The sequence below is a fragment of the Occallatibacter sp. genome, from assembly GCF_036502485.1.
Taxonomy (GTDB): Bacteria; Acidobacteriota; Terriglobia; order Terriglobales; family Acidobacteriaceae; genus Telmatobacter.
In genome coordinates this window covers 35,078-56,658 of the sequence record NZ_DASXYM010000132.1, presented here as the reverse complement: position 1 = coordinate 56,658, position 21,581 = coordinate 35,078, and the positions used below count along the sequence as shown (strand labels likewise).

General features: G+C 60.9%; 16 protein-coding genes. 10 read left to right on the top strand and 6 right to left on the bottom strand.

The genetic code is table 11. The features are described from left to right. Positions 1-303 precede the first annotated feature (303 nt). Together VGL22_RS17280 and VGL22_RS17275 are read left to right on the top strand one after the other, a co-directional pair. Positions 304-1,767 carry a PDDEXK-like family protein gene (locus tag VGL22_RS17280; RefSeq protein ID WP_465268194.1) on the top strand — a complete coding sequence of 488 codons (1,464 nt, stop codon included), beginning with the start codon at positions 304-306 and terminating at the stop codon, positions 1,765-1,767. 233 nt (positions 1,768-2,000) lie between these two features. Continuing rightward, the gene (locus VGL22_RS17275; RefSeq protein WP_465268193.1) at positions 2,001-2,879 is read left to right on the top strand and encodes a class II aldolase/adducin family protein; all 879 of its coding nucleotides are present in this window, start codon (positions 2,001-2,003) and stop codon (positions 2,877-2,879) included. A gap of 726 nt (positions 2,880-3,605) precedes the next feature. Here VGL22_RS17275 and murJ read toward each other — a convergent pair. Then, on the bottom strand, positions 3,606-5,207 hold the full coding sequence (murJ, locus tag VGL22_RS17270) for a murein biosynthesis integral membrane protein MurJ (RefSeq protein WP_465268192.1): 1,602 nt from the start codon (positions 5,205-5,207) through the stop codon (positions 3,606-3,608). A gap of 139 nt (positions 5,208-5,346) precedes the next feature. On the opposite strand from murJ, the gene bglX reads away from it, so the two are divergent. The 3 genes from bglX to VGL22_RS17255 all read left to right on the top strand — a co-directional run bounded on the left by bglX (position 5,347) and on the right by VGL22_RS17255 (position 11,620). Next, the gene (bglX, locus tag VGL22_RS17265; protein WP_465268191.1) at positions 5,347-7,626 is read left to right on the top strand and encodes a beta-glucosidase BglX; all 2,280 of its coding nucleotides are present in this window, start codon (positions 5,347-5,349) and stop codon (positions 7,624-7,626) included. 169 nt (positions 7,627-7,795) lie between these two features. After that, positions 7,796-9,937, top strand: a complete 2,142-nt coding sequence (locus tag VGL22_RS17260; protein ID WP_465268190.1) for a LamG domain-containing protein — start codon at positions 7,796-7,798, stop codon at positions 9,935-9,937. Between the two features lie 546 nt (positions 9,938-10,483). Continuing rightward, positions 10,484-11,620 carry a DEAD/DEAH box helicase gene (locus VGL22_RS17255; RefSeq protein ID WP_465268189.1) on the top strand — a complete coding sequence of 379 codons (1,137 nt, stop codon included), beginning with the start codon at positions 10,484-10,486 and terminating at the stop codon, positions 11,618-11,620. A 24-nt stretch (positions 11,621-11,644) separates the two neighbouring features. Here the strand turns inward: VGL22_RS17255 and VGL22_RS17250 are convergent, their stop codons facing one another. Then, positions 11,645-12,886 (bottom strand): glycosyltransferase family 87 protein, encoded by a 1,242-nt coding sequence (locus VGL22_RS17250; protein ID WP_465268188.1) that lies wholly within the window; start codon positions 12,884-12,886, stop codon positions 11,645-11,647. 511 nt (positions 12,887-13,397) lie between these two features. Here VGL22_RS17250 and rplM point away from each other — a divergent pair. The 5 genes from rplM to VGL22_RS17225 all read left to right on the top strand — a co-directional run bounded on the left by rplM (position 13,398) and on the right by VGL22_RS17225 (position 16,868). Then, positions 13,398-13,829: a 50S ribosomal protein L13 gene (gene rplM / locus VGL22_RS17245; protein ID WP_465268187.1), complete on the top strand. Its 432-nt coding sequence runs from the start codon at positions 13,398-13,400 to the stop codon at positions 13,827-13,829. A gap of 112 nt (positions 13,830-13,941) precedes the next feature. Next, positions 13,942-14,337 carry a 30S ribosomal protein S9 gene (gene rpsI, locus VGL22_RS17240; RefSeq protein ID WP_465268186.1) on the top strand — a complete coding sequence of 132 codons (396 nt, stop codon included), beginning with the start codon at positions 13,942-13,944 and terminating at the stop codon, positions 14,335-14,337. 152 nt (positions 14,338-14,489) lie between these two features. Beyond that, the gene (rpsB, locus tag VGL22_RS17235; protein WP_465268185.1) at positions 14,490-15,353 is read left to right on the top strand and encodes a 30S ribosomal protein S2; all 864 of its coding nucleotides are present in this window, start codon (positions 14,490-14,492) and stop codon (positions 15,351-15,353) included. Positions 15,354-15,511: 158 nt separating this feature from the next. After that, entirely contained in the window at positions 15,512-16,171 is a 660-nt protein-coding gene (locus VGL22_RS17230; RefSeq protein WP_465268184.1) for a translation elongation factor Ts, read from the top strand. 103 nt (positions 16,172-16,274) lie between these two features. Further along, positions 16,275-16,868 carry an MEDS domain-containing protein gene (locus tag VGL22_RS17225; protein ID WP_465268183.1) on the top strand — a complete coding sequence of 198 codons (594 nt, stop codon included), beginning with the start codon at positions 16,275-16,277 and terminating at the stop codon, positions 16,866-16,868. A gap of 285 nt (positions 16,869-17,153) precedes the next feature. Here VGL22_RS17225 and VGL22_RS17220 read toward each other — a convergent pair whose 3' ends face one another. The 4 genes from VGL22_RS17220 to aceA form a co-directional block, all read right to left on the bottom strand. After that, a complete protein-coding gene (locus tag VGL22_RS17220; RefSeq protein WP_465268182.1) occupies positions 17,154-17,327 on the bottom strand; it encodes a hypothetical protein in 174 nt (57 codons plus the stop codon). 63 nt (positions 17,328-17,390) lie between these two features. Continuing rightward, on the bottom strand, positions 17,391-18,257 hold the full coding sequence (locus VGL22_RS17215) for an SDR family NAD(P)-dependent oxidoreductase (RefSeq protein WP_465268181.1): 867 nt from the start codon (positions 18,255-18,257) through the stop codon (positions 17,391-17,393). Between the two features lie 264 nt (positions 18,258-18,521). Then, positions 18,522-20,111: a malate synthase A gene (gene aceB / locus VGL22_RS17210; protein WP_465268180.1), complete on the bottom strand. Its 1,590-nt coding sequence runs from the start codon at positions 20,109-20,111 to the stop codon at positions 18,522-18,524. A 44-nt stretch (positions 20,112-20,155) separates the two neighbouring features. Then, positions 20,156-21,466 carry an isocitrate lyase gene (aceA, locus tag VGL22_RS17205; protein ID WP_465268179.1) on the bottom strand — a complete coding sequence of 437 codons (1,311 nt, stop codon included), beginning with the start codon at positions 21,464-21,466 and terminating at the stop codon, positions 20,156-20,158. Between the last annotated feature and the right edge of the window lie 115 nt (positions 21,467-21,581).

Genomic DNA, 21,581 nt, shown 5'->3' with positions numbered 1-21,581 from the left:
CATCCTCAACCCGATGAATACGCCTTCCTTTTCATGATCCCGGGTGGCAATGAGTCGCCATCTGCGACCGCGTTTGCTCTAACCCGTTCAAGAATGCATTGGCCTGAAATCGTCAAGTAGCGGGCCAACGAAATTGTCTCGGCTTCTCTTCCAACCTTGTTGTTGAGTGCCCCCAAGCTCCAAATGAGCAATCAGGAACTCTCAATTCCAATTGCTCAAGAGGCACTTCGTCCCACCTAGCCATCGGCTTGGGAGCTTCGCTGCGGTATGCTGGTTCTCAAACACCCAAGACAGGGGCCATGTATGACCGCGGAAGTCATAGTTGAAGTTGGAGCCGATGGAGGTTCGTTAACGTTGTGGGGCCGGAAGGATCAGGGCGAGTCATGGGAGTTCTGGACTCGTTCTGACGAGACCGCAGCGTTTGATCTGCTTGATGAAGAGGATCGACAAGGATTGGGAAGCGCCGTCCAGGAAAGCAATCTTGTTAGATCATTTTCTGACGGCATTTCACTGCTCGATAGATACCCATGGTGTGATTTAACCCCGCTAAAGATTCATCCCGAGTTTCGAGAAAGCATCGTGATTGAAGTGCGGAAACGGGGTACGCAGAGAGCGATAGATCGCTGGGCACGGTGGTTGAGCACTGATGACCGCAACACTGCGGATGAAGGATACGTCCTGACAGGAGGGTCCGATCCCGAGGAATATCGGCCTGTGGAACTTCTCGATGAAGAAGACCTCGGACCGGTCGTGAAGGAGCGTCACATTGATTTCCTGCTTCAGGAAGAATTGCAGGTGAGCTCCAAATTTCTTCATAACTTTGTACGGGCAGCGGCGAAAAGTTTCGTAAAAGTGTCCGGGATAGGCCTTGCGTCGTCGCCGGATTTCATTCAAGCCACTCTCCGTCCAAACTCACGAATCGATTCGGTTCGGGTTAAGCGCTCCATCTCGGACCTGAATGGGGAATCAGACCTCATTGTCCTATACAAGCTGAGGGGCTCTGCTGACCTAATCGCGCTTCTAATTGAGGACAAGATCCATGCACCCTTCCAGCATCTTCAAGCGGAACGGTACAAGGAACGCGGCGTCTCGGGAGAAAAGAATGAGCCTAAAAAATGGAATAATCATTGGACGTGCCTGGTTGCGCCTGACTTTTATATCAAACGTGGACACGGTTTTGACTCTGCGGTAGATCTTGAGCAGATCAAGCCCTGGTTTGGAAGCACGGACCCGGGTCGGACGGAATTCAAAACACGGATTATCGAGATGTCCATTCGGAAGGCTAGTATCACTGGAGTCAAAGTAGTTGACCCGATTAACACGGCCTTCTACGCACGGTATTATGAGGCTTTCCAACAGTTCTTTTCTGGTCAGCTCCAGACGCTTTCGCTGCGTCCGCCGGCGCCTCTTGACCCTGGCGAACAATGGTTCAGAGTCAGCAGTCCGCTCCTGGGAAGCGGCTATATCACTCACAGGGCGTCGCGAGGAATCGTCGATCTCACGTTTCCGGATACCAATGCCGAGCAAGTAAAAAGGGATTTAAGTTCTGTCGTCGAAGCCGGCGTGACGATTGAGCAAACGGGTAAAAGCACTTCTCTCCGTTGCGGCGTACCAGCCATCAAAGACATGAGCCAATTCAGTCAACACGAGGCCGAAGTTACAGCAGCTTTCCGAACTGTGCAACGACTGTTCGAATTCTATTGCCGAAAACAGGCTCAGATACACGATGCCGTTACCAGAGCATCATGGCGCAACTCACCCAGTTGATGTGGGCGGGTACTATCCAGACAATTGCGTTTTGGTGAATCAATGCTTGGGGAGCGCCCAATCCCCAACGCACTCATCGAGGCTGGGGATCAGCACTCCGCCTGGCGCTCCCCCCACCCCCCTTCATCCGTGATCCAAATCACGTCCTCCAGCATGCGTTCCGCCGTATACCTGTATGGTGGCGTCGCCCTTCCGGCCGCGGCCCCAACTTGATCTGAAAAGCGAGGTCTCCTATGGAACGGGCCTATCTCCTGGACGCCCCGGATACCGTCAAGGTGAGGGAAGTGGTCCAAGCCGCCCTCGCAGTCCTGCGCGAACCCTCCTCCGCACCCATCTCCCCCTCCGCCGCCGTCAACTCTTTCGAAGCCGACGCCCTCCGCGCTGAAATCATCGCCGTGGGCCGCAAGCTCTGGGAACGCAAATACGTCGACGGCGCCGGCGGCAACATCAGCGCCCGCCTTAACTCCGAGTACGTCCTCTGCACCCCCACCATGCTCTCCAAAGGAGACCTCCAGCCGGCCGACATCTGCCTCACCGACCTCGATGGCAACATCCTCGCCGGCGACCGCCTCCGCACCAGCGAGCTCCTGCTCCACCTCGAGATCTACCGCTCCAACCCCCGCGCCCGCGCCGTGGTCCACTGCCACCCCCCCCATGCCACCGCTTTCGCCCTCACCGGCACCGCCCCGCCCAACGGCTACCTCTCCGAATTCGAGTTCTTCATCGGCCCCGTCGCCGTCGCCCCCTACGAAACCCCCGGCACTCCCGCCTTCGCCGAAACCATCCGCCCCTTCATCGCCAACCACAACACCATCCTCCTCGCCAACCACGGCGTCGTCTGCTGGTCTGACACTGTCACCCATGCCGAATGGCTCGCCGAAATCCTCGAAACCTACTCGACCATGTACCTCCTCGCCCAGCAGGTCGGCCGACCGCTCCACCCCATCCCCCAGGCCAAAATGGACGAACTCCTCGCCGCCAAGCGCCGCCTCGGCTGGCCCGACGCTCGCCTCGCCCCCTCCACCGACACCCCACCCCCCTCCCCCTCCAACTCCCCCGACCTCGACCGCTTAGTAGAGCGCGTCCTCGCCCGCCTCAACACCCGCGCCTAGACGTTTCTGTGTCGGGGAGCGATTGCTGTCCGTGCACGGCTTCACAGGCCGCGCCAGACGCCCAGGTTGTAGGCTTTGTGTCCGGGCACAACTTCAGCTGCGGAAGAAGCTCAGGCTTTGTAACAACGGCACGGCTTTAACCGGCACAAAAATCAGAGTTGTACGCTGTGTCTCCGGGTACAACTTCAAGGCTGGAGAAGAAATCAGACTTCTAGGCCTTGTAACAAGGGCACGACTTCAGTCGGGCCGATAAATCGCTCGTTATGATGCATCTGGGCTTTAGCCCCTGCCAAAGTCTGCAGCGCCCAAAGGTCTCACTTCCTGTTTTCATGCTCACTGAATCCCCGCCAGCTGCTTCGACCCCTTGCACCCACACACCTCACACCCACCCGTGACGGCGCGCACATCCTTGCAAACCAATTCCCGCCATACTGCTCACGGCTGCACAATGCCGCCTCGGGCGCAGCTTGCCAAAAATCAGCAGCTTCGTAATCGCATCATCCAATCGCAATGTTGACCAGAAAGTTACGAAGTTCCTCCTTTTTTGCCTTTTCCGCCTCGCATTTATATAAGTTATTCTAAATAGAGATGTTATACGATTAGCTCTGGTGATCTATCTCACAAAATATCAGCACCCCCACCCCCCTCGAACCCTCCAGCGGCCATCGAAAACCACCGGACCGCCCCCTCGATTCCCACCCGCCATGTTGATCCATCGGTAAACAGCTACCGCCTTTTCCCCAGCAGCCGGTTCAGCGCCCTCATATTCCCGACACCCATCATCTGCGTCACCCCCAGATAGATCACCCCATACACCGCCAGCACGCACGGCCCCACCAGCAGCGGCCCCTGGAACGGCAGCACCCGCTTCACCCCAAACCCCGCCAGCCCCGCCCCGATCGCCACCGCCCAAAGCCGGAAAATCCGCCCCGCTCCCGCCGGAACCTCACCAATCCGCCTGTGCAGCCCCCGCCGCAGCAGCAGAAACTCCAGCCACCCCGCAATCCCCGCCGACAGCGTCAGCCCCGCCGTCCCCCACCGCTGATCCAGCCCCAGCAGCCGCGGCAGAGGCAGCGCGCACACATACCCCAGCCCCAGCGTCAGCGCCACCCGCACCATCGCAAACCGAAGCGGCGTCCGCGTATCCCGCAGCGCGTAAAACGCTGAAGAATAGAGCCTCCCCGACGTCGAAGCCAGCAGCCCCACCGCCGAGCACGCCAGCACTCCCCACACAAACAGCACGTCCGCGCGCTGGAACTGACCCGACCGGTAAATCAGAGCCACAATCACGTCACCCAGCAGCACAAACGCCACCGCCGACGGGATCACGAAGAACGCAATCTGCTGCAGCCCCCCCGTCAGCCGCTTCCGCAGCGCCTGCGCAATCTCGCTCTCCGTCCCCAGTTCCGCACTCATCGCCGGCAGTTCCGCCGCCGCCACCGCCATCCCGAACAGGCTTACCGGTAGCGTGTACAGCGTCTGCGCATACCCCAGCGCCGACACCGCGCCCGTTCCCAGGAAGCTCGCCAGCCACGAGTCAATATAGGCGCTGATCTGCACCACGCCGCGGCTCAGAAATACCGGAAAGAAATTCTTGGACACCGTGCGGACATGCTGGCCGGCATGCAGTTGCAGCCGCAGCGGCCACAGGAACCGCGTCACCGTGGGCACCTGCGCCAGGAACTGCAGTCCGCTGCCCACCACAGACCCCATCGCCAGCAGCACAATCAGCTCTGCGCCCCGATGCAGCCGCCCGCCCCACAACAGCGTGGCAATCATCGCCACGTTCCACATCACCGGCGCCGCATACGACAAAAAGAACTTGCGGTGGCTGTTCAGAATTCCCAAACACCACGCCGACAACACCAGCAGCGCCGCCCCCGGAAAGAGAATCTGCACCAGCTTGATGGTCAGCAGCCGCTTGTCGCCATGGAACCCCGGCGCGATCAGGTCGATCAGCCACGGTGTCGCATAAATTCCCGCCACCGTCAGCACGCTGGTCAGCACCACCAGCACGGCGAAGATCGCCTCCGCGAGCTGCGATGCCTCCTCGTGCCGGTTCTCCGCATTCAGCCGCGCATAGACAGGAATGAACGACGCCGACAGCACGCCCTCGCCAAAGAGGTTCTGCAGGAAGTTGGGAATGCGAAACGCCGCGCGAAATGCGTCCGCCGCGTCCGTATTGCCAAAGTAGTGCGCAAACACACGGTCGCGCACCAGCCCGATCACGCGGCTCAGCAGAATGCCCGACGCAACAGCCGCCGAATGCCCGCGCCCCGCCGGCTTCGGCGCTGCACCTGAAGTGGAAAAAGTGGAGGTCTCGCTCAAACAACGATTATAGAAAGGCAGCCCTCCGCGGCCCTGACCACCTGATCGCCTGAACCCTCGAGCACCCATCCGCTGAAGCTGACGACAATTCCGGCCCGCACCTACTATCCTTGTCCGTCACTATTCGTGAGGCCATCCTATGTACCGAAAACTCGCCCTTGCTCTCCTTGCGCTCGCATCCGTCGCCACAACTCTGTGCCAATCCACCCGCGATGAAGCCGAGCAGCGAGCCAGGACTCTCCTGCAGCAGATGAACCTCGATGAGAAGGTCGGCCAACTTAACCAGTCCTCCGGCGTGGTCATGCCATTTCTCGGCTCGCAGAAGCCCGATGACCTCATCGCGCAGGGCCGCGTTGGCTCCGTCCTCTGGCTCACCGACGTGAAGGAGATCAATCGCCTGCAGCACATCGCAGTGGAGAAATCGCGGCTGCACATCCCTGTCCTCTTCGCGTTCGATGTCATCCACGGCTACCGCACCGTGTTCCCGGTGCCGCTTGCGATGGCATCGTCGTGGGATCCCAGCGTCGAGGAGCAGGCGCAGCACTTCGCCGCGCAGGACGCCCGCGCCGCCGGCATCCTCTGGACCTTCACCCCCATGGTTGACATCGCGCGCGACGCCCGCTGGGGACGCATCGTCGAAGGCGCTGGCGAGGATCCTTACCTCGGCTCGGCCATGGCGCGCGCCCAGGTCCGCGGCTTCCAGGGTGACCAGCTCGGCCCCGACTCCGTTCTCGTCAGCGTCAAACACTTTGCCGGATACGGCGCCGCCGACGGCGGCCGTGACTATGATTCCTCCTACATACCCGAGGAGCTCTTCCGCAACGTCTACCTCGAGCCCTTCCACGCGGCCGAACAACAAGGTGCCGGCAACTTCATGTCTGCTTACATGGATCTGAATTCGGTCCCGGCCACCGGCAATCACTGGCTCCTTACCGATATCCTGCGCAACGAGTGGGGCTTCAAAGGCTTTGTCGTCTCCGATGCCTTCGCCGTCGCCAGCCTTGAAACCCACGGCTACGCTAAAGACCCCTCCGACGCTGCATACAAAGCCTTCACCGCCGGCCTCAACATGGATATGGCTTCGCAGACCTACACCAAAAACCTCGCTCAGCTCGTCAAAGACGGCAAAATCACTGAGGCGCAGATCGACCAGGCCGTTCTGCCGATCCTGACCAGCAAATACCAGCTTGGCCTCTTCGATCACCCCTACCTCGACGAATCCAAAGTCGAAGCCACCCTGAACCGCCCGGAAGGCCTCGCCCTTGAACGCAAGCTCGCCGCCCGCTCCATGGTCCTGCTCAAAAACGACAACCACACCCTGCCTCTCAAGACCACCATCAAAAAGATCGCCCTCATAGGCCCGCTCGGTGACTCCACCCACGACATTGAAGGCGGCTGGACTGTCGAAGGCCTCTTCGGCGGTGGCGCCAAGAACCACCCCATCACGCTGCTCGCCGGCCTCAAGAGCAAACTCCCCAACGCACAGATCGCCACCGTCTCCGGCCCTGAGCTGTCCCGCGTCTTCCCCGGACTCCTCGATCAGCTTGCCGGCAAGAAGGTGCTTCCGCCACCCACGCCGCAGGAGACCGCCGACTGGGTTGCCAAGGCGAAAGCCGCCGCTGCCAATGCCGACCTGGTCATCGCCGCCATGGGCGAAATCGCCAGCATGAGCAGCGAAGCCTCATCCCGCGCCACTCTCGATCTGCCCGGCGTTCAGCAGCAGATGCTTGAAGCCGTCGCCGCCACCGGCAAACCGGTCGTGCTCGTCCTCCTCGCCGGCCGCCCGCTCGACATTCGTTGGGCCTCCGAGCACGTCCCCGCCATCCTCGAAGCCTGGTATCCCGGCACCGAGGGCGGCAACGCCATCGCTGACGTTCTCTTCGGTGAAATAAACCCCGGCGGCAAGCTGCCGGTGAGCTGGCCGCGCGTGGCCGGAGCCGAGCCCCTCTATTACAACCACACCCTCACCCATGAGCCTGAAGATCGCCCTCAGTTCACCTCGCGCTACTGGGACGTTCAGTCCAAGCCGCTCTATCCCTTCGGCTACGGTCTCAGCTACACCACCTTCAAATTCGCGAACCTCAAGCTCAGCCAGGCCAGCATCGGCACCGACGGCAAGACTGAGGTATCGGTCGACGTGACCAACACCGGCTCCGTCGCCGGCGATGCCGTGGCGCAGGTCTACATCCACCAGCGCTACGGTTCCGCCTCCCGTCCCGTCCGCCAGCTCAAGGGCTTCCAGCGCGTCGCCCTGCAGCCCGGCGAGACCAAAACGCTGACGTTCCCGCTCGGCAAAGAGGAGCTGCAGTTCTGGAGCCCGCAAACCAAACAGTGGGCCGTCGAACCCAGCGCCTTCGACGTCTGGGCCGGCGAGGACTCCACAGCCTCCCTGCACGCGGACCTCACCGTCACCCCGTAGCGCAAACCCATGCCGCAAAGCCCGGCTCTCCAATACGTCGGGCTTTGCCTTCCTTCGTCCTCAACAACAACTTGTCATCCTGAGCCGCAGGCGAACAACCCGCTTTTGGAATTCAGGAGGACCCGACGGTTTGCCGGTAGTACCGAAACAGCCAGACAAGGACCCCTTCATGAGCGCTCTTCGCCGAGCAATCCCCGCAGCGTGCCTGCTTCTCACCTCAGTCATTGCTCCGCGGTCCTTCGCGCAAGATCAGGGCCCGGTCGCACAATGGTCCTTCGATCAGGCCCGGCCCAACACCACCCACGACAGTGCCGGCGCAATCGACGACAAACTGGAAGGTTTCACCGCCTACGTCCCCGGAATCACAGGCACGGCGCTGCGCTTTGACGGCTACACCACCGGCATCGTTCGCGATGGAAAATCCGCTCCCCGCCTGAAGAACGCCTTCACGGTCGAAGCCTGGGTCGCGCTGAACACCTATCCCTGGAACCTTGTCCCCATCGTCGACCACCAGGCCGACCAGCAGGTCGGCTATCAATTCGGTATCGACCCTCTCGGCCATGTTGCCCTCGGCGTTTCCATCGACCGAGTCTGGCGCACCGTGACCACCACCGCCCAGCTTCCGCTCAAGAAATGGGTTCACCTCGTCGGCGTCTTTGACAGCACTAGCGGCCTGACCATCTTTATCGATGGCAAACCGGCCGGCAACCTCGACATCCACGGCGACATGTCGCCCCTTGCCGACGCCTGGTACGGCCAGGACGACCTCCTCATCGGGCGAGTGCGCCAGCCCATGGTTCCCGTTCCCTCTGAGCGCGACAACCCCAAGTTCGCCGTGATGTATTCGCTTGACGGCTTGCTCGACGAGGTCAAGATCTACAACCGCGGCCTGCGCCCCGAAGAAGTGCAAAAGGATTTTGCTTCAGCCCATGCGCCTGCAGGCGAGGTCCTCCCCTGGCCGGCGCTCCCTGCGGGACCTTCCGGCCCGGGCCCCTTCGGCGCGTATTACACCACCCTGAAATACGAAGATGTGTGGGACAGGCAAAGGCGCCTCGGCCCCGACTCCGACGTCATCGTCCGCTTCGATCAATCGCCCATCCGCCTCGTCTTCTGGCAGGGCACCAACTACATCCCCGCCTGGGTCACGGAAAACAACAAGTGGTACACCGACGAGTTCCTCGAAACCTACGGAACCGGCTGCCCCGACGGCGGCGACTGCGAGCCCATGTCAGACAAGCAGAGCCGCTACTCGCATGTGCGCATCCTTGAAAGCAACAACGCGCGCGCCATCGTGCACTGGCGCTATGCCCTCTCTGAAGTGGAGTACTACCATGGTGCCAACCCCGACGCGATGGGCTGGTTCGACTGGGCGGACGAATACTGGACCGTCTATCCCGACGGCGTCGCTATTCGCCGCCAGGTTCTCTGGACCAGCGATGTGTCCAAGCCGCACGAGTGGCAGGAGAGCATCGTCATCCACGCAGCAGGCCAGCGCCCGGAAGACAACATCAACCTCGAGGCAATCACCCTCGCCAACATGCAGGGCCAGACCGCGACCTACACCTGGCCGCTCAAAAAGAAGTGGGAGTTCACCTTTCCGGAGGGTCCCCGCACCTTCGACAAACCCGACCATCCCAACATCCAGATCGTGAATCTCAAGGCGAACTGGAAACCGTTTGCAGTGATCCCGCCGGAGCACGCCAAAATCGAGGTCTACAACCAGGAAAAGACCTTCTACACCTTCGAGTGCTGGAACCACTGGCCGGTGGCGCAGATCGTCTCCAGCGGCCGCCCGTGTGTCGCCCCTGATCGCCCCTCCCACTCCTCCCTCTCGCACCTCTTCTGGGACACCTACAAAACAGGCGAAGGCATGCAGAGCAAGATCCTGATGAGCGGCCTCACCAGCAGTCCGATTACGGAGTTGCTGCCCATCGCGAAAGCCTGGCTGAGTCCCGCGAAACTCGAAGTGGCGGGAACCGGCCTCCAGAGCGACGGCTACGATGCAGCCGAGCGAGCTTACATACTTTCCCGCCCCGAATCCCGCGGCCCATCAGAGGTTGAACTGACCCTCGAAGGCTCTCCCCAGACTCCCATCGTCAACCCCGCCTTCGTAGTGAAGAACTGGGGAAACGGAGTTCCTTCCCTCAAGGTGGACGGAAAACCCGTCGCCTGGGGCGCCGACTACCGCTACGGCCTCGTTCCCGATCTCAAAGGCACCAAGCTCGTCCTCTGGATCCAGACACAATCCACCCACCCGCTCAAGCTATCGCTCATCGCGCAGAAGGAGCAGAACAAGGGATTAAAAAGGTGAGCAGGTGATCAGGTGTTCAAGTGACGTGCTCACCGCAGCCGCCATCTCTCGCGCAACGATCACCTGACAACCTGATCACTTGACCACCCGCTCACTTGCTAACCCGCTAACTTGCTGACTTCAGCCCCCCATTCACCCGATCCGTGCTACCATAGACCTACGCTCAGTTGTTTGGTCGTGAGCGGCGCGCTCCAGGGTCCCCGGCGGTAGGTCTTCGTCGCAGGGGTGGACTTTGCGCCTCAGCACAGAATTTCCCCCAAGCCCCTACAGCGTAACCCCAAGGCAGCCGGTGACGTTCCGGCGGTGTTCTCCGCACAGCGTGCTTTCAGCGCTTTGTGACAGCGGAGCGGGGTAGCCGGTCCGGCAACGTGCCGTCCGGCGGTTGCATAGCGTGGGTTTGTTTCAGCTCCAGCCTCTGGACGCTGCATTAGTCCTCACTTACGCAAGTTAAAGTGTGCAGGCGTGCCCTCATCGTGTATGCCATCACTCGAATTCCAGGCAAGGCCACCAGGGAAATGGGCCGCCGGAACTCAGGAAAGTTCTATCTTGTCCAATCAGTTTTCTCAGTTCAATCTCTCGCCGGCCCTACTGGCCAAGCTCAATCACAACAAGTTCACCACGCCCACGCCCGTGCAGGCTGCGGCCATTCCGCCCGCGCTCGAAGGCAAAGACGTGCTCGCCACCGCCCAGACCGGCACCGGCAAGACCCTCAGCTTTCTCCTCCCCATTGTGGAAATGCTCCAGAACCTCGGCGCACGTAAAGAAGCCAACGCCCTCGTCCTGCTGCCCACGCGGGAACTGGCCATGCAGGTGGAAAAGGCGTATCGCTCCATCCGTCCCAATCAGAACGACATGGTCGCGCTGGTCGTCGGCGGCATGGCGGAAGGCCCGCAACTCGACACCATCCGCCGCGGCGCGCGCCTCATCGTTGCCACGCCTGGCCGCCTTGAGGACTACATCAAGCGCCGCCTCGTGAAGCTCGAAACCATCAAGCTCCTGGTCTTCGACGAAGTCGACCGCATGCTCGACATGGGCTTCCAGCCCGCCATCGCCCGCATCTGCGCGGAGCTGCCCAAGCAGCGCCAGACCCTGTGCTACTCGGCCACCCTCGAGGGCCAGGTGCGCCAGGTGGCGCAGCAGTACCTCAGCAACCCGGTGCGGATTGAGATCGGTTCGGTCTCCAAGCCGGCCGAGAGCGTTGACCTGCGCGCCTTTGAAGTCAGCAAAGACAACAAGGCGGAGCTGCTCGAGCACCTGCTCGGACAGGACAAGGGCAGCTTCCTCGTCTTCGTGCGCACCAAGCACGGCGCCGATCGTCTGGCTCGCCGCCTCAGCCGCTCCGGCCACTCGGCGACGCAAATTCACGGTGACCGCACGCAGTCGCAGCGCAACTCCGCTCTCCGCAGCTTTACTGACGGCAAGCATCGCGTGCTGGTGGCCACAGACGTGGCCGCGCGTGGTATCGACGTCAAGAACATCGGCCACGTGGTCAACTACGACATGCCCAAGCTGGCGGAGGACTTCGTGCACCGCGTCGGCCGCACCGGTCGCGCCTCGCTGCGCGGAGTGGCAAGCACCTTTGCCATGCCCGAGGAGCGCCGCGATCTGCAGAAGATCGAGAAGACCCTCGCCATCCAGATGAAGCGCTTCCGCGTTCGCCCCACAGGAACGGCAGTCGCCTGATTCGCTAAAGCAAGCGCGACCAACTCACCCGGCCGGAGCAGCTATGCTCCGGCCTTCCTTTTCTCTACCGCCCCGCGTCGCGTACAGATACCAACCCAACCAAGCCGGCGTGGTCCACAGAAAATAAAACGTCTTGATCTCCACTCCCGCCAGGAGCTCCACCAGCGCAGCCGCCGCAATCCCTGCGATCGGAATCAGCGATCGCCCCCGCGCCTCAGCCCCATAAACCCCCGCCAGCACCGCCGGCAGCAGCATAGACTCGTCCGTGAGAAAGCCGTAAGGCGTACACACCGCCGCAACCAGCAGCACCAGCAGCCCATGATCGCGCCAGTTCCATCCCTCGCGGCGAGTCCAGAAGTACCACGCAGCCCACACACACGCCAGCGCCAGCGGCACAAACTGGATCCACGTGCTCGGCGGGCTGATGGCAAATCGCAGCGCCACGCTGAGCGCCGGAATGCGCTCGGCCGTCGCTTCGCCGCTGCGCATGAACCCGACGTACTGCGCTATCGCCTGCGGATCGATGAGCCATGCCATTCCCAGCGCCGCAATCAAAGCGCCGGCGAATCCCGACGCCAGCCGCACTCTGCGCCCGATTACAATCCACAGCACCAGCGGAATCGCCACCGGCACAAACAGATGCGGCTTCAACGCGCAGAGCAGCAGAGCCGCCCCGGCCAGCGCCGGACGCGACTCCCCGAAATACAAAAACAGAACCACGCCCAGCAGCAGAAATATCCCGAACTGGCCGGCCATCAGGCACGCCAGCGTCGGCGCAAACCCAATCGCCACCAGGTGCCAGGAACTCTGCGGCCTCCCCTGCATGCGCCAGATCATCCAGATCGACGCCCCCACGCAGCCAATCAGCGCTGCCAGCCAAACAACCAGGCCATTCTTGGCGCTGAGAAACCCCAGTGGCGCCACCAGCGGCAAAGCGACAGGCGGATTCCTCATCACCAGCACCGGCGCGTTCGCCTCCCGGCCGGCGCCGGTCTCAAGTCCGCGCACCGCCGCCGGATCGTAGGGATTGCCCCGGGAAACGGCCAGTTTGCCCGCCGCCCAGTAAGAGATAAAATCCCGCTCCGCCGCATTGCGGTCGCTCAATCCCATCACGAACAGCGTCAGAACATAAGCAATGCCGGCCAGCACGATCCCTGCCGCGGCAAGCTTGCGCAGCGGCGACTGCCGCGTGCCGCCACCCGTCGTTCCGGCTGGTTGATTCGCAGCGTTGCGGCCTGATTTTGCGGGGGAATTCTCCGGGAGCATGCTTCCCCATGGTAAGCCTGCACCTCGGCAACTGCGGCCCGTCGGTTTCCTCGAAGTCGCGAGTGCGCTTTCATTGACTCCAGGTTGCAAATCGCGTATTCTGGAGTCCTTGTGCGGAGTTGCGCCTGGGGTCTGTGTATGGTACCCAGACCCTGCTGATAGGACCCCTCCAGGGGAAGTTCGATCAGCGCAGGCCACCTTCTGCGAGGTCCGCGAATCTCGGGACTCAGCAGATTCAGGAGCCCAGGAAGGGCAGGCCCCGCACCCCGGGCGTACCCGGGGCAATCCGGTGTTAGCCCGGCTATCCGGGGTGATCCGGTAATCCGGTGAAAACCGGCAATCCGGTGTGAACCGGCAATCCGGTGAAAACCGGCAATCCTCACCCGAACAGGTTTGTTTGGCGAGTGGGTGGAGTCAAGCCCGTGCTTTTGGCATGGGATTACGCGCTTTGCGCGACTTATTTCGCGGCCGGCTTTGCGCTCGGTCAGGAAGTGTTAGAGGCAGGAGAAAAATGTCGACCTTTGTTCCGAGCGGCAAAAACATTGACCGCAAGTGGTATGTCGTAGATGCCAACGGCCAGACTCTGGGCCGGCTGGCCACCAAGGCAGCCAGCATCCTCAGCGGCAAGCTGAACCCCCAGTATGTGCCGTACATCGATATGGGCGATCACGTCATCGTCATCAATGCGGACAAGGTTCGCCTCACCGGCCTCAAGAGCCAAAGCAAGGTTTATCGCCGCTACACCGGTTTCCCCGGCGGCCTGCGCGAAGAGTCGTTCACACGCCTGCTCGCCCGCAAGCCCGAGAAAATCCTTGAAGAGGCCATCAAGGGCATGCTGCCCAAAACCAAGCTCGGTCGCCAGATGGGCACCAAGCTGAAGGTTTATCGCGGCGACAAGCACCCCCACGAGGCACAGCGGCCCGTGGCCATGGAAGTCGCCTAAAAGGCAGCCGCTAGCTGCTAGCTACTAGCTGCTAGCCAGACCACTGAGATTCACGCCTTTCGGCCTTTTAGCTAAATGCTAGAAGCCAGAGGCTAGGAGCTAAGAGAGAAGAATGGCAGATCTGGTTCAGTACTACGGAACAGGGCGGCGCAAATCGGCGATCGCCCGTGTCTTTCTCCGCCCCGGAACGGGCGAGTGGAAGGTCAACGGCAAAGCGTTCGACGTGTACTTTGTCACTGAGCAGCAGCGCGTAGCCGCCAAAAAGTCGCTGGCCATCGTTGAGATGTCCGCCAACTTCGACGTGCTCACCACGGTTCGCTCCGGCGGCGTCGCTGCCCAGGCCGATGCCGTCAAGATGGGCATCGCCCGTGCGCTCATTGAATTCAATCCCGAACTGCGTAAGGCACTCAAGGCCGAAGGCCTGCTGACCCGCGACGCTCGCGTCAAGGAACGTAAGAAGTACGGTCAGAAGGGCGCCCGTAAGCGCTTCCAGTTCAGCAAGCGCTAGTCGTTTGCAGTTCACAGTTCCTGGTTCGCAGTTCTTGGTTCCCGGCTGGTTGCCGTGAGCTACGAACTGCGAACTGAGAGCTAAAGTCCCAAATCTCCCCGCAAGGGGCATCAATTCCGGTCCGGCCGGAATGCAATCCACGAAGGAGGCCAATGGCCACGATCACAATGAAGGAGCTGCTCGAAGCTGGTGTTCACTTCGGGCATCAGACCAAGCGCTGGAATCCGAAGATGAAGGAATACATCTTTGGCGAGCGCAATGGGATCTATATCATCGACCTGCAGAAGACGCTCAAGCTGTTCAAGGATGCGTCCAAATTCGTTACCGATCTGTGCGCGGGTGGTAAGACGATTCTCTTCGTCGGCACCAAGCGCCAGGCCCAGGATGCCGTGGCGGAAGAAGCTGGCCGCGCGGGCATGCCCTACATCAATAACCGGTGGCTGGGCGGCCTGTTGACCAACTGGGTGACGGTGCAGAAGTCGGTGAAGCGCCTTCAGGAACTCGATGACATGGCTACCGATGGCCGCTACGAACTCCTCACCAAGAAAGAAGTCATCCGCCTGGAGCGCGAGCGCAAGCACCTGCAGGCGAACCTGGCCGGTATCAAGAGCATGAAGCGGCTGCCCGACGCGCTGTTCGTCGTCGACTCCAACAACGAGGCCATCGCCGTCAAAGAAGCTCGCAAGCTGGGCATCCCGGTGGTCGCCGTTGTCGATACAAACTGCGATCCCACGGTGGTTGACTACGTCATCCCCGGCAACGACGACGCCCTGCGCGCCATTCGCCTCTTCACCTCCAAGATCGCCGACTCGGCGGCTGAGGGCGTGAACCTGGTGAACGACAAGCTGTTCGCAGAAGAAGCGCCGGTGGCCGTTGCTGAAGAGGCCGCGCCCGCTGAAGTCGCCCCCACTGAAGACATCGACCTCGAGTCGGCTCTTGGCGGCGGTATCCGCAAGGCTCCCGCAGCCGTGGCTGCCGTGGTTGAAGAGGCCGAGGTAGCAGAGGGCGGTCATTAATACAAACTGCGCGTGACGCGTGCATGATCAGAAGCGTGGCCGCGCAGTTTCGAGGCCACGCTTTTCTTCTGGCACCTGCGCTGCGCCAATTGCGCCTCCGGAGCCCGCATGGCTCGAGGGCAAGGATCTCATCAGAAGATCGGGAAACGAGAAGAGGAATGACGACTGTGAGCGAGAAGAAGATTGATGCAAAGCTGGTGAAAGAGCTGCGCGATATGACCGGTGCTCCCATGGGCGATTGCAAAAAGGCCCTCGACGAAGCCAGCGGCAATATCGAGGACGCTATCGTCGTGCTGCGCAAGCGCGGCATGGCATCGGCCCAGAAAAAGGCTGCCCGCTCCACTAATGAAGGCGCCATCGGTACTTACATCCACGCCGGCGGCAAAATCGGCGTGCTGCTTGAGCTGAACTGCGAGAGCGACTTCGTGGCCCGCACCGACGACTTCAGCGAGCTGATGAAGGACATCGCCATGCACATCGCAGCCACTGACCCGCGCTACGTCAAGTCTGAGGACGTGACCGCCGCCGACATGGATCGCGAGAAAGAGATCTACCGTGCCCAGGCTACTGCCACCGGCAAGCCGGCTCCCGTGGTCGAAAAGATCGTCGAAGGCAAGATGGCCAAGTTCTACGAGGAAGTCTGCCTGCTCGAGCAGCCCTTCATTAAGGAACAGTCCATCAGCATCAAAGAGCTGATCGCCCAGAAGGTGGGCAAGCTCGGCGAGAACATCACCGTCCGCCGTTTCGCCCGTTTCAAGGTGGGCGCACCGGATTGGACCGTCGCGCAGACCAGAGCCGTTGAAACCGCAGCCGAATAAGCTCGGCACCTGTCAAAGGCCCGGAGCCCCCGCTCCGGGCCTTTTTTGCTCCTGCAAAGCTGCCGTTTCACGCCATCGAATCCCTGTGGCGCGTAGCTCCAGAATGCGCCTATGCTATGTAGCTGTGAACTCGTGTGGACGCCATCAGTGCCTCGCCTATGGTGGACCGCCGTCCCGGCACCTGCGGCCCATCTCGATGATGCTGCGCCGCTATCTCAACCAGAACTACCGCTGCCTCTACGGCAACTCCGAGCCTCTCGTCGCTGAAATGAGGAGCCAGCTTTCGCAGGTTGGGGTGGACGTGAGTCGCGCCGAGCGCAACGGGAGCCTGGTCCTTTTCTCCAATCTTCCCCGCAGTGACAGTGGGCGCTTCGACCCAGAACTCGGTATGAATTTCGCCGTAAACGAACTTCAGCGCGCCCTGAACGACGGATTCGCAGGCCTCTTCGCCACGGGCGATATGGCCTGGGAACTCGGACCCGACTGCGACCACGCCATGGTACGCAGTTACGAACAGCGCTTAGACGCATTCGTTGAAAGCCATCCGCAATTCACCGTACTCTGCCTGTATCACGGCCCCGCTCTCTCTTCAGAACTCGCGCGTGTAGGACTCGCAACCCACCAGGCTATGTTCTTCCATGAGCATCTCTCCGTGCCCAATCCTGCTTACGTCGCGCCAGCGAATCCCGAGTCGTAACAACTCCCCCGCCGCTTTCCAGACCGATTTCGTCCGCAAAACCAGCCCGAGGCGGTCGGCTCGATCCGTAACAGGCGAGGCACTTCGGACGGAATTCGGCCTCGCCTCCGCGAGCGGCTGTTTTTTCTCCGCTCGTCACTGAATACCCGCGCCAGCCTGTGCTAATCTCTCTTCCCTGGGGCCCTGAACACTCATTCACCGGGGGCTATCATGCAAGAACTTATACAAACCGCTTCTACAACACACCCGACCGTGCACGTCCGCCTTGTCCTCGAGTCCTTCGACTCAGGAGAAGAGTGCAGCTTCCAGCATTGGATGGATGTCTGCAGGCTTGTAGACGAGGGCGAAATCTCCGGAGAACGGAACGACACCGAGATCATCGCCGACCTGGAACCCGCTGCCTGGAACTGAACGGGCCTGCTCGATCACCGGAAGCCAACCCACGCAGCAAAGAGGCATTCTCCTGCGAGAATGCCTCTTTGCATTTCATCTGAGCGCTGACCCCTGAGCCCTGACCCCTGATCAGAAGTGGAGCCCTCCTCCGCAGATCAATACCTCGCCGGTCACATAGTCCGACAGCGGCGAGCAGAAGAAAAGCACAGCTCCGGCGGCCTCTTCCGGCGTTCCCAGCCGCCCCAGGGGGCATGCATTCTTGACTGAATCCAGCATGGATGGCTGCACGCCCAGCTTGATCTGGTGCCCGTGCATCTCCATGGAGGCCATTTCCGCTCCCAGAGCCTGCGTCATGCGCGTCTCAATCAATCCAAAACCGACGGCATTCACATTCACGTTGTAGCGGCCCCACTCCTTCGCCATGGTTTTCGTCAGGCCAATCACGCCAGCTTTGCCGGCCGAGTAGCCCACCTGCCCAGGGTTCCCGTCCGTTCCGGAAATGGAGGTAATGTTCACCACCTTCCGCATCACCCGCCGGCCCGAGCCGATCTCGCGCTTGGCCGCATCGCGAATGTACGCAGAGGCCGCGCGCAGCATCCGGAAAGGCGTCACCAGGTGGATTTCCAGCATGGCCTGGAACTGTTCGTCGGTCGTCTTCTGAATGACATTGTCCCAGCTATAGCCGGCGTTGTTGACGAGGATATCCACCCCGCCGAAGGTGCCAATTGTTGCCTCTACAAGCTCGCCGGGAATCAGAGGATCGGTGAGATCGCCCTGAAAGTGACAGATACGAGACGGATCGCCCAGATCTTCTGCCGTCTGAACGAGCATCTTCTCATCCAGATCGCAGATCATGACGGACGCGCCGGCGGACACAAGTCGCCCCGCAATGGCTTTGCCAATGCCGCGGCCCGCGCCAGTGACGATGGCGGTTTTGCCTTCCAGTGAGAAAGGCGATTCAAGGGCCCGGACGGTTACGGTTTCAGTGATGCTCATAAGCTCGCACAGATCCTGTTCCAGGGAAGATGTGCACTGCAGCGAAGCAATGCTGCAGTGCAGTATAACGCTAAGAACGCATAATCGTCCCACGAAGTTGCCTGATTTGGACGTAAATTATCAAGGCTTCGGTACACTCAGACAGCCGCATGGTTCCCCAGGAAGAGATTTGAGTGAGAAGAAAGGAAAGCGGCGCGAACCTGGAGTGACCTTCTCAGGTTCGCGCCGCTTTCGCCGTACGCAATAGGTCTATTTTAGGTTTATCTAAACCAGATCTCCATACGCCGTGGTGGTGAGGAACTCCCGGAAATCCCCGCGGCTGAGCTCTTGCAGCAGCTCTGCCGCACGGGCAAAACAGCTTGCCCCAAAACCTTCGCTGCTCATTGCATTACGGGCCTTCTCCAGGATCTCGCCCAGCAGCGCATCGTGCATCTCGGCTGTAATGGCGCGGCCATCGTCGAGCCTCGCACCATAGCGGATCCACTGCCAGATTTGCGTACGCGAAATTTCCGCAGTGGCGGCATCCTCCATCAGGTTGTAAATGGGCACGCAGCCGTTCCCCCGCAGCCACGATTCAAGGTATTGCAAAGCGACGTCGATATTGCGCCGCAGTCCGGCCTCTGTGATCTTGCCTTTCGGTATCTCGACAAGGTTTTCAGCCGTGATGTGCGAGCGCGGTTCAGCAGGAGGGCGGATCTGGTTCTTCCCGGGCATGAATTGGTCGAAGATGGCCTTCGCCACCGCCACCAGCCCCGGATGCGCCACCCACGTGCCATCGTGGCCGGCGTGCACTTCCCGCAGCTTGTCCTCCCGCACGCGCTGCATGGCCTCCTCGTTCGCCTGCGCGTCGTTGCGGATGGGAATTTGCGCTGCCATGCCGCCCATGGCGTGTATGCCCCTTCTATGACACGTGTGGATCAGCAGCTCGACATACGAGGCAAGAAAAGGCTGCGTCATCGTTACATCGCCGCGCTGCGGCAGGACGCAGTCGGCATGGTTACGAAACTTCTTGATGAAGCTGAAGATGTAGTCCCATCGCCCGCAGTTGAGCCCGGCGGAGTGATCCCGCAGCTCGTAGAGAATCTCGTCCATCTCAAACGCTGCCGAGATGGTCTCGATCAGCACGGTTGCGCGAATCGTGCCCACTGGAACGCCCACATACTCCTGCGCGAAGACGAAGACCTCGTTCCACAGCCGTGCCTCCAGATGGCTCTCCAACTTGGGCAGATAGAAGTAGGGCGCGGATCCGCGATCGAGCAGGATGCGGTGATTGTGAAAGAAATACAGTCCGAAATCGAACAGCGAGGCGGAGATCGGCCGCCCCTCAAGCAGAAAGTGCTTTTCCACCATATGCCAGCCCCGCGGCCGCACAAACAGCACCGCCGGATCAGCCTTCAGTGCATACTGCTTGCCTTCCGGCGAAAGCCAGCGGATGGTGCGCAGGTTTGCGTCACGCATATTACGCTGGCCCTCAATGCAATTAGCCCAGGTGGGCGAGTTGGCGTCTTCAAAATCGGCCATGAAGACGTTAGCCCCCGAGTTCAGCGCGTTGATCGTCATCTTCCGCTCGGTCGGCCCGGTGATTTCTACGCGGCGGTCCAGAAGTTCTTCCGGCATAGGCGCGACCTTCCACCCCGCGTTGCGGATGTGTTCGGTCTCGGCGAGAAAGCTGGGGAAGCCGCCGTCATCGTAGAACGCTTGCCGTTCCCTGCGTTGTTCCAGCAGCCTCACACGCGCAGTCTCAAACCGCGCGTCCAGTCCACGCAGAAACGCAACCGCTTCCGGCGTGAGAATCTCGCGTTCGCGCTCCTGCAGTGACAGGGCGGCTTCTGAAAATGCGGCAATCGTTGTCATCAGCTCCTCGCTTTCATTTCTATTATCGAATCTGCGCCCGCGCCCTACGCCATTGCCTGCTGCTGTGGAAGCTCGTGATCGTACGGATCTTCAAACTGCTCCTCTTCTGTTGAACCCGGCAGCGCGCAGGTTGAAATGTTGCCGGAAGCGATGGTCGTGGCCACCTGGTCAAAGTAGCCGGTGCCCACAAAGCGCTGATGCTTCACAGCGCCGTAGCCGTGCTTTTCCGCCAGGTCGAATTCGCGCTCCTGCAAGCGAGAGTACGCCAGCATTCCCGTGCGGCCGTATTCGCTGGCGAGTTCAAACATCGAGAGATTCAAGGCATGGAAACCGGCTAGCGTGATGAACTGGAACTTGTAACCCAGCCCTGCCAGCCGCGCCTGGAACGACGCGATCTCCGGCATGCTGAGCTTGGCGCGCCAGTTGAACGAGGGCGAGCAGTTGTAGGCCAGCAGCTTGCCCGGGAACTCGCTGTGAATGGCAGCGGCAAAGCGGCGTGCGTTTTCAATGTTCGGCTCGGAGGTCTCGCACCAGATCATGTCGGCGTGGGCCGCATATGCCAGTCCGCGGGCAATCGCCGCGTCCAGTCCGCCGCGGAACCCGTAAAAGCCCTCCACCGTGCGTTCGCCGCTGATGAAGCTCCGATCTGCAGGATCACAGTCGGTGGTGATGAGCTGCGCCGCATCCGCGTCGGTGCGCGCCACCAGAATCGTGGGAACGTTCATCACATCGGCTGCCAGGCGCGCCGAGATCAGCTTCTGTACCGCCTCGCGCGTGGGCACCAGCACCTTCCCGCCCATGTGGCCGCACTTCTTCGCGGAGGAAAGCTGATCTTCAAAATGGACGGCGGCTGCACCTGCTTCAATGAGCGCCTTCATCAGCTCGAAGGCGTTCAGCACGCCGCCAAAGCCGGCCTCCGCGTCGGCCACAATAGGCAGCATCCAGTCGGTGTAGCTCTGGCCATCCGCGTGTGCAATCTGGTCGGCGCGCATGAGCGCGTTGTTGATGGCACGTACCACGGTCGGCACACTGTTAACGGGATAGAGGCTTTGGTCGGGATACATGTTCCCGCTCAGGTTGGCGTCGGCCGCCACCTGCCAGCCGCTCAGGTAAATCGCCTTGAGTCCCGCCGCGGCCATCTCCACTGCCATATTGCCGGTGAGGGCGCCCAGCGCCGGCACATAGGAATCGCGATGCAGCATCCGCCAGAGCTTCTCGGCGCCGGCACGGGCCAGTGAGTGTTCCACCTGAACGGTGCCGCGCAAACGGCTGACCTGCTCGGATGTGTAGGTCCGGGAAATTCCATGCCAGCGGGGGGAATTCCAGCCGCTAATGCTCGTGGTTTGATCTTCCATCGCGATTACTCCTCTATCTCAACTGCTATGCCGCGTTGCAGCATCATGAAGAAGAGTAGATCGCAGAAAAATTGGGTCGGCAAGCTCCACTAGTCCAAAACGGACGGGTGGACAC

Bases quoted from the DNA above. Each gene is read 5' to 3' on its own strand.
- VGL22_RS17280 (WP_465268194.1), top strand. From the start codon at position 304: ATGACCGCGGAAGTCATAGTTGAAGTTGGAGCCGATGGAGGTTCGTTA.
- VGL22_RS17275 (WP_465268193.1), top strand. From the start codon at position 2,001: ATGGAACGGGCCTATCTCCTGGACGCCCCGGATACCGTCAAGGTGAGG.
- bglX (WP_465268191.1), top strand. From the start codon at position 5,347: ATGTACCGAAAACTCGCCCTTGCTCTCCTTGCGCTCGCATCCGTCGCC.
- VGL22_RS17260 (WP_465268190.1), top strand. From the start codon at position 7,796: ATGAGCGCTCTTCGCCGAGCAATCCCCGCAGCGTGCCTGCTTCTCACC.
- VGL22_RS17250 (WP_465268188.1), bottom strand. From the start codon at position 12,886: ATGCTCCCGGAGAATTCCCCCGCAAAATCAGGCCGCAACGCTGCGAAT.
- rplM (WP_465268187.1), top strand. From the start codon at position 13,398: ATGTCGACCTTTGTTCCGAGCGGCAAAAACATTGACCGCAAGTGGTAT.
- rpsI (WP_465268186.1), top strand. From the start codon at position 13,942: ATGGCAGATCTGGTTCAGTACTACGGAACAGGGCGGCGCAAATCGGCG.
- rpsB (WP_465268185.1), top strand. From the start codon at position 14,490: ATGGCCACGATCACAATGAAGGAGCTGCTCGAAGCTGGTGTTCACTTC.
- VGL22_RS17230 (WP_465268184.1), top strand. From the start codon at position 15,512: ATGACGACTGTGAGCGAGAAGAAGATTGATGCAAAGCTGGTGAAAGAG.
- VGL22_RS17225 (WP_465268183.1), top strand. From the start codon at position 16,275: ATGCGCCTATGCTATGTAGCTGTGAACTCGTGTGGACGCCATCAGTGC.
- VGL22_RS17220 (WP_465268182.1), bottom strand. From the start codon at position 17,327: ATGCCTCTTTGCTGCGTGGGTTGGCTTCCGGTGATCGAGCAGGCCCGT.
- VGL22_RS17215 (WP_465268181.1), bottom strand. From the start codon at position 18,257: ATGAGCATCACTGAAACCGTAACCGTCCGGGCCCTTGAATCGCCTTTC.
- aceB (WP_465268180.1), bottom strand. From the start codon at position 20,111: ATGACAACGATTGCCGCATTTTCAGAAGCCGCCCTGTCACTGCAGGAG.
- aceA (WP_465268179.1), bottom strand. From the start codon at position 21,466: ATGGAAGATCAAACCACGAGCATTAGCGGCTGGAATTCCCCCCGCTGG.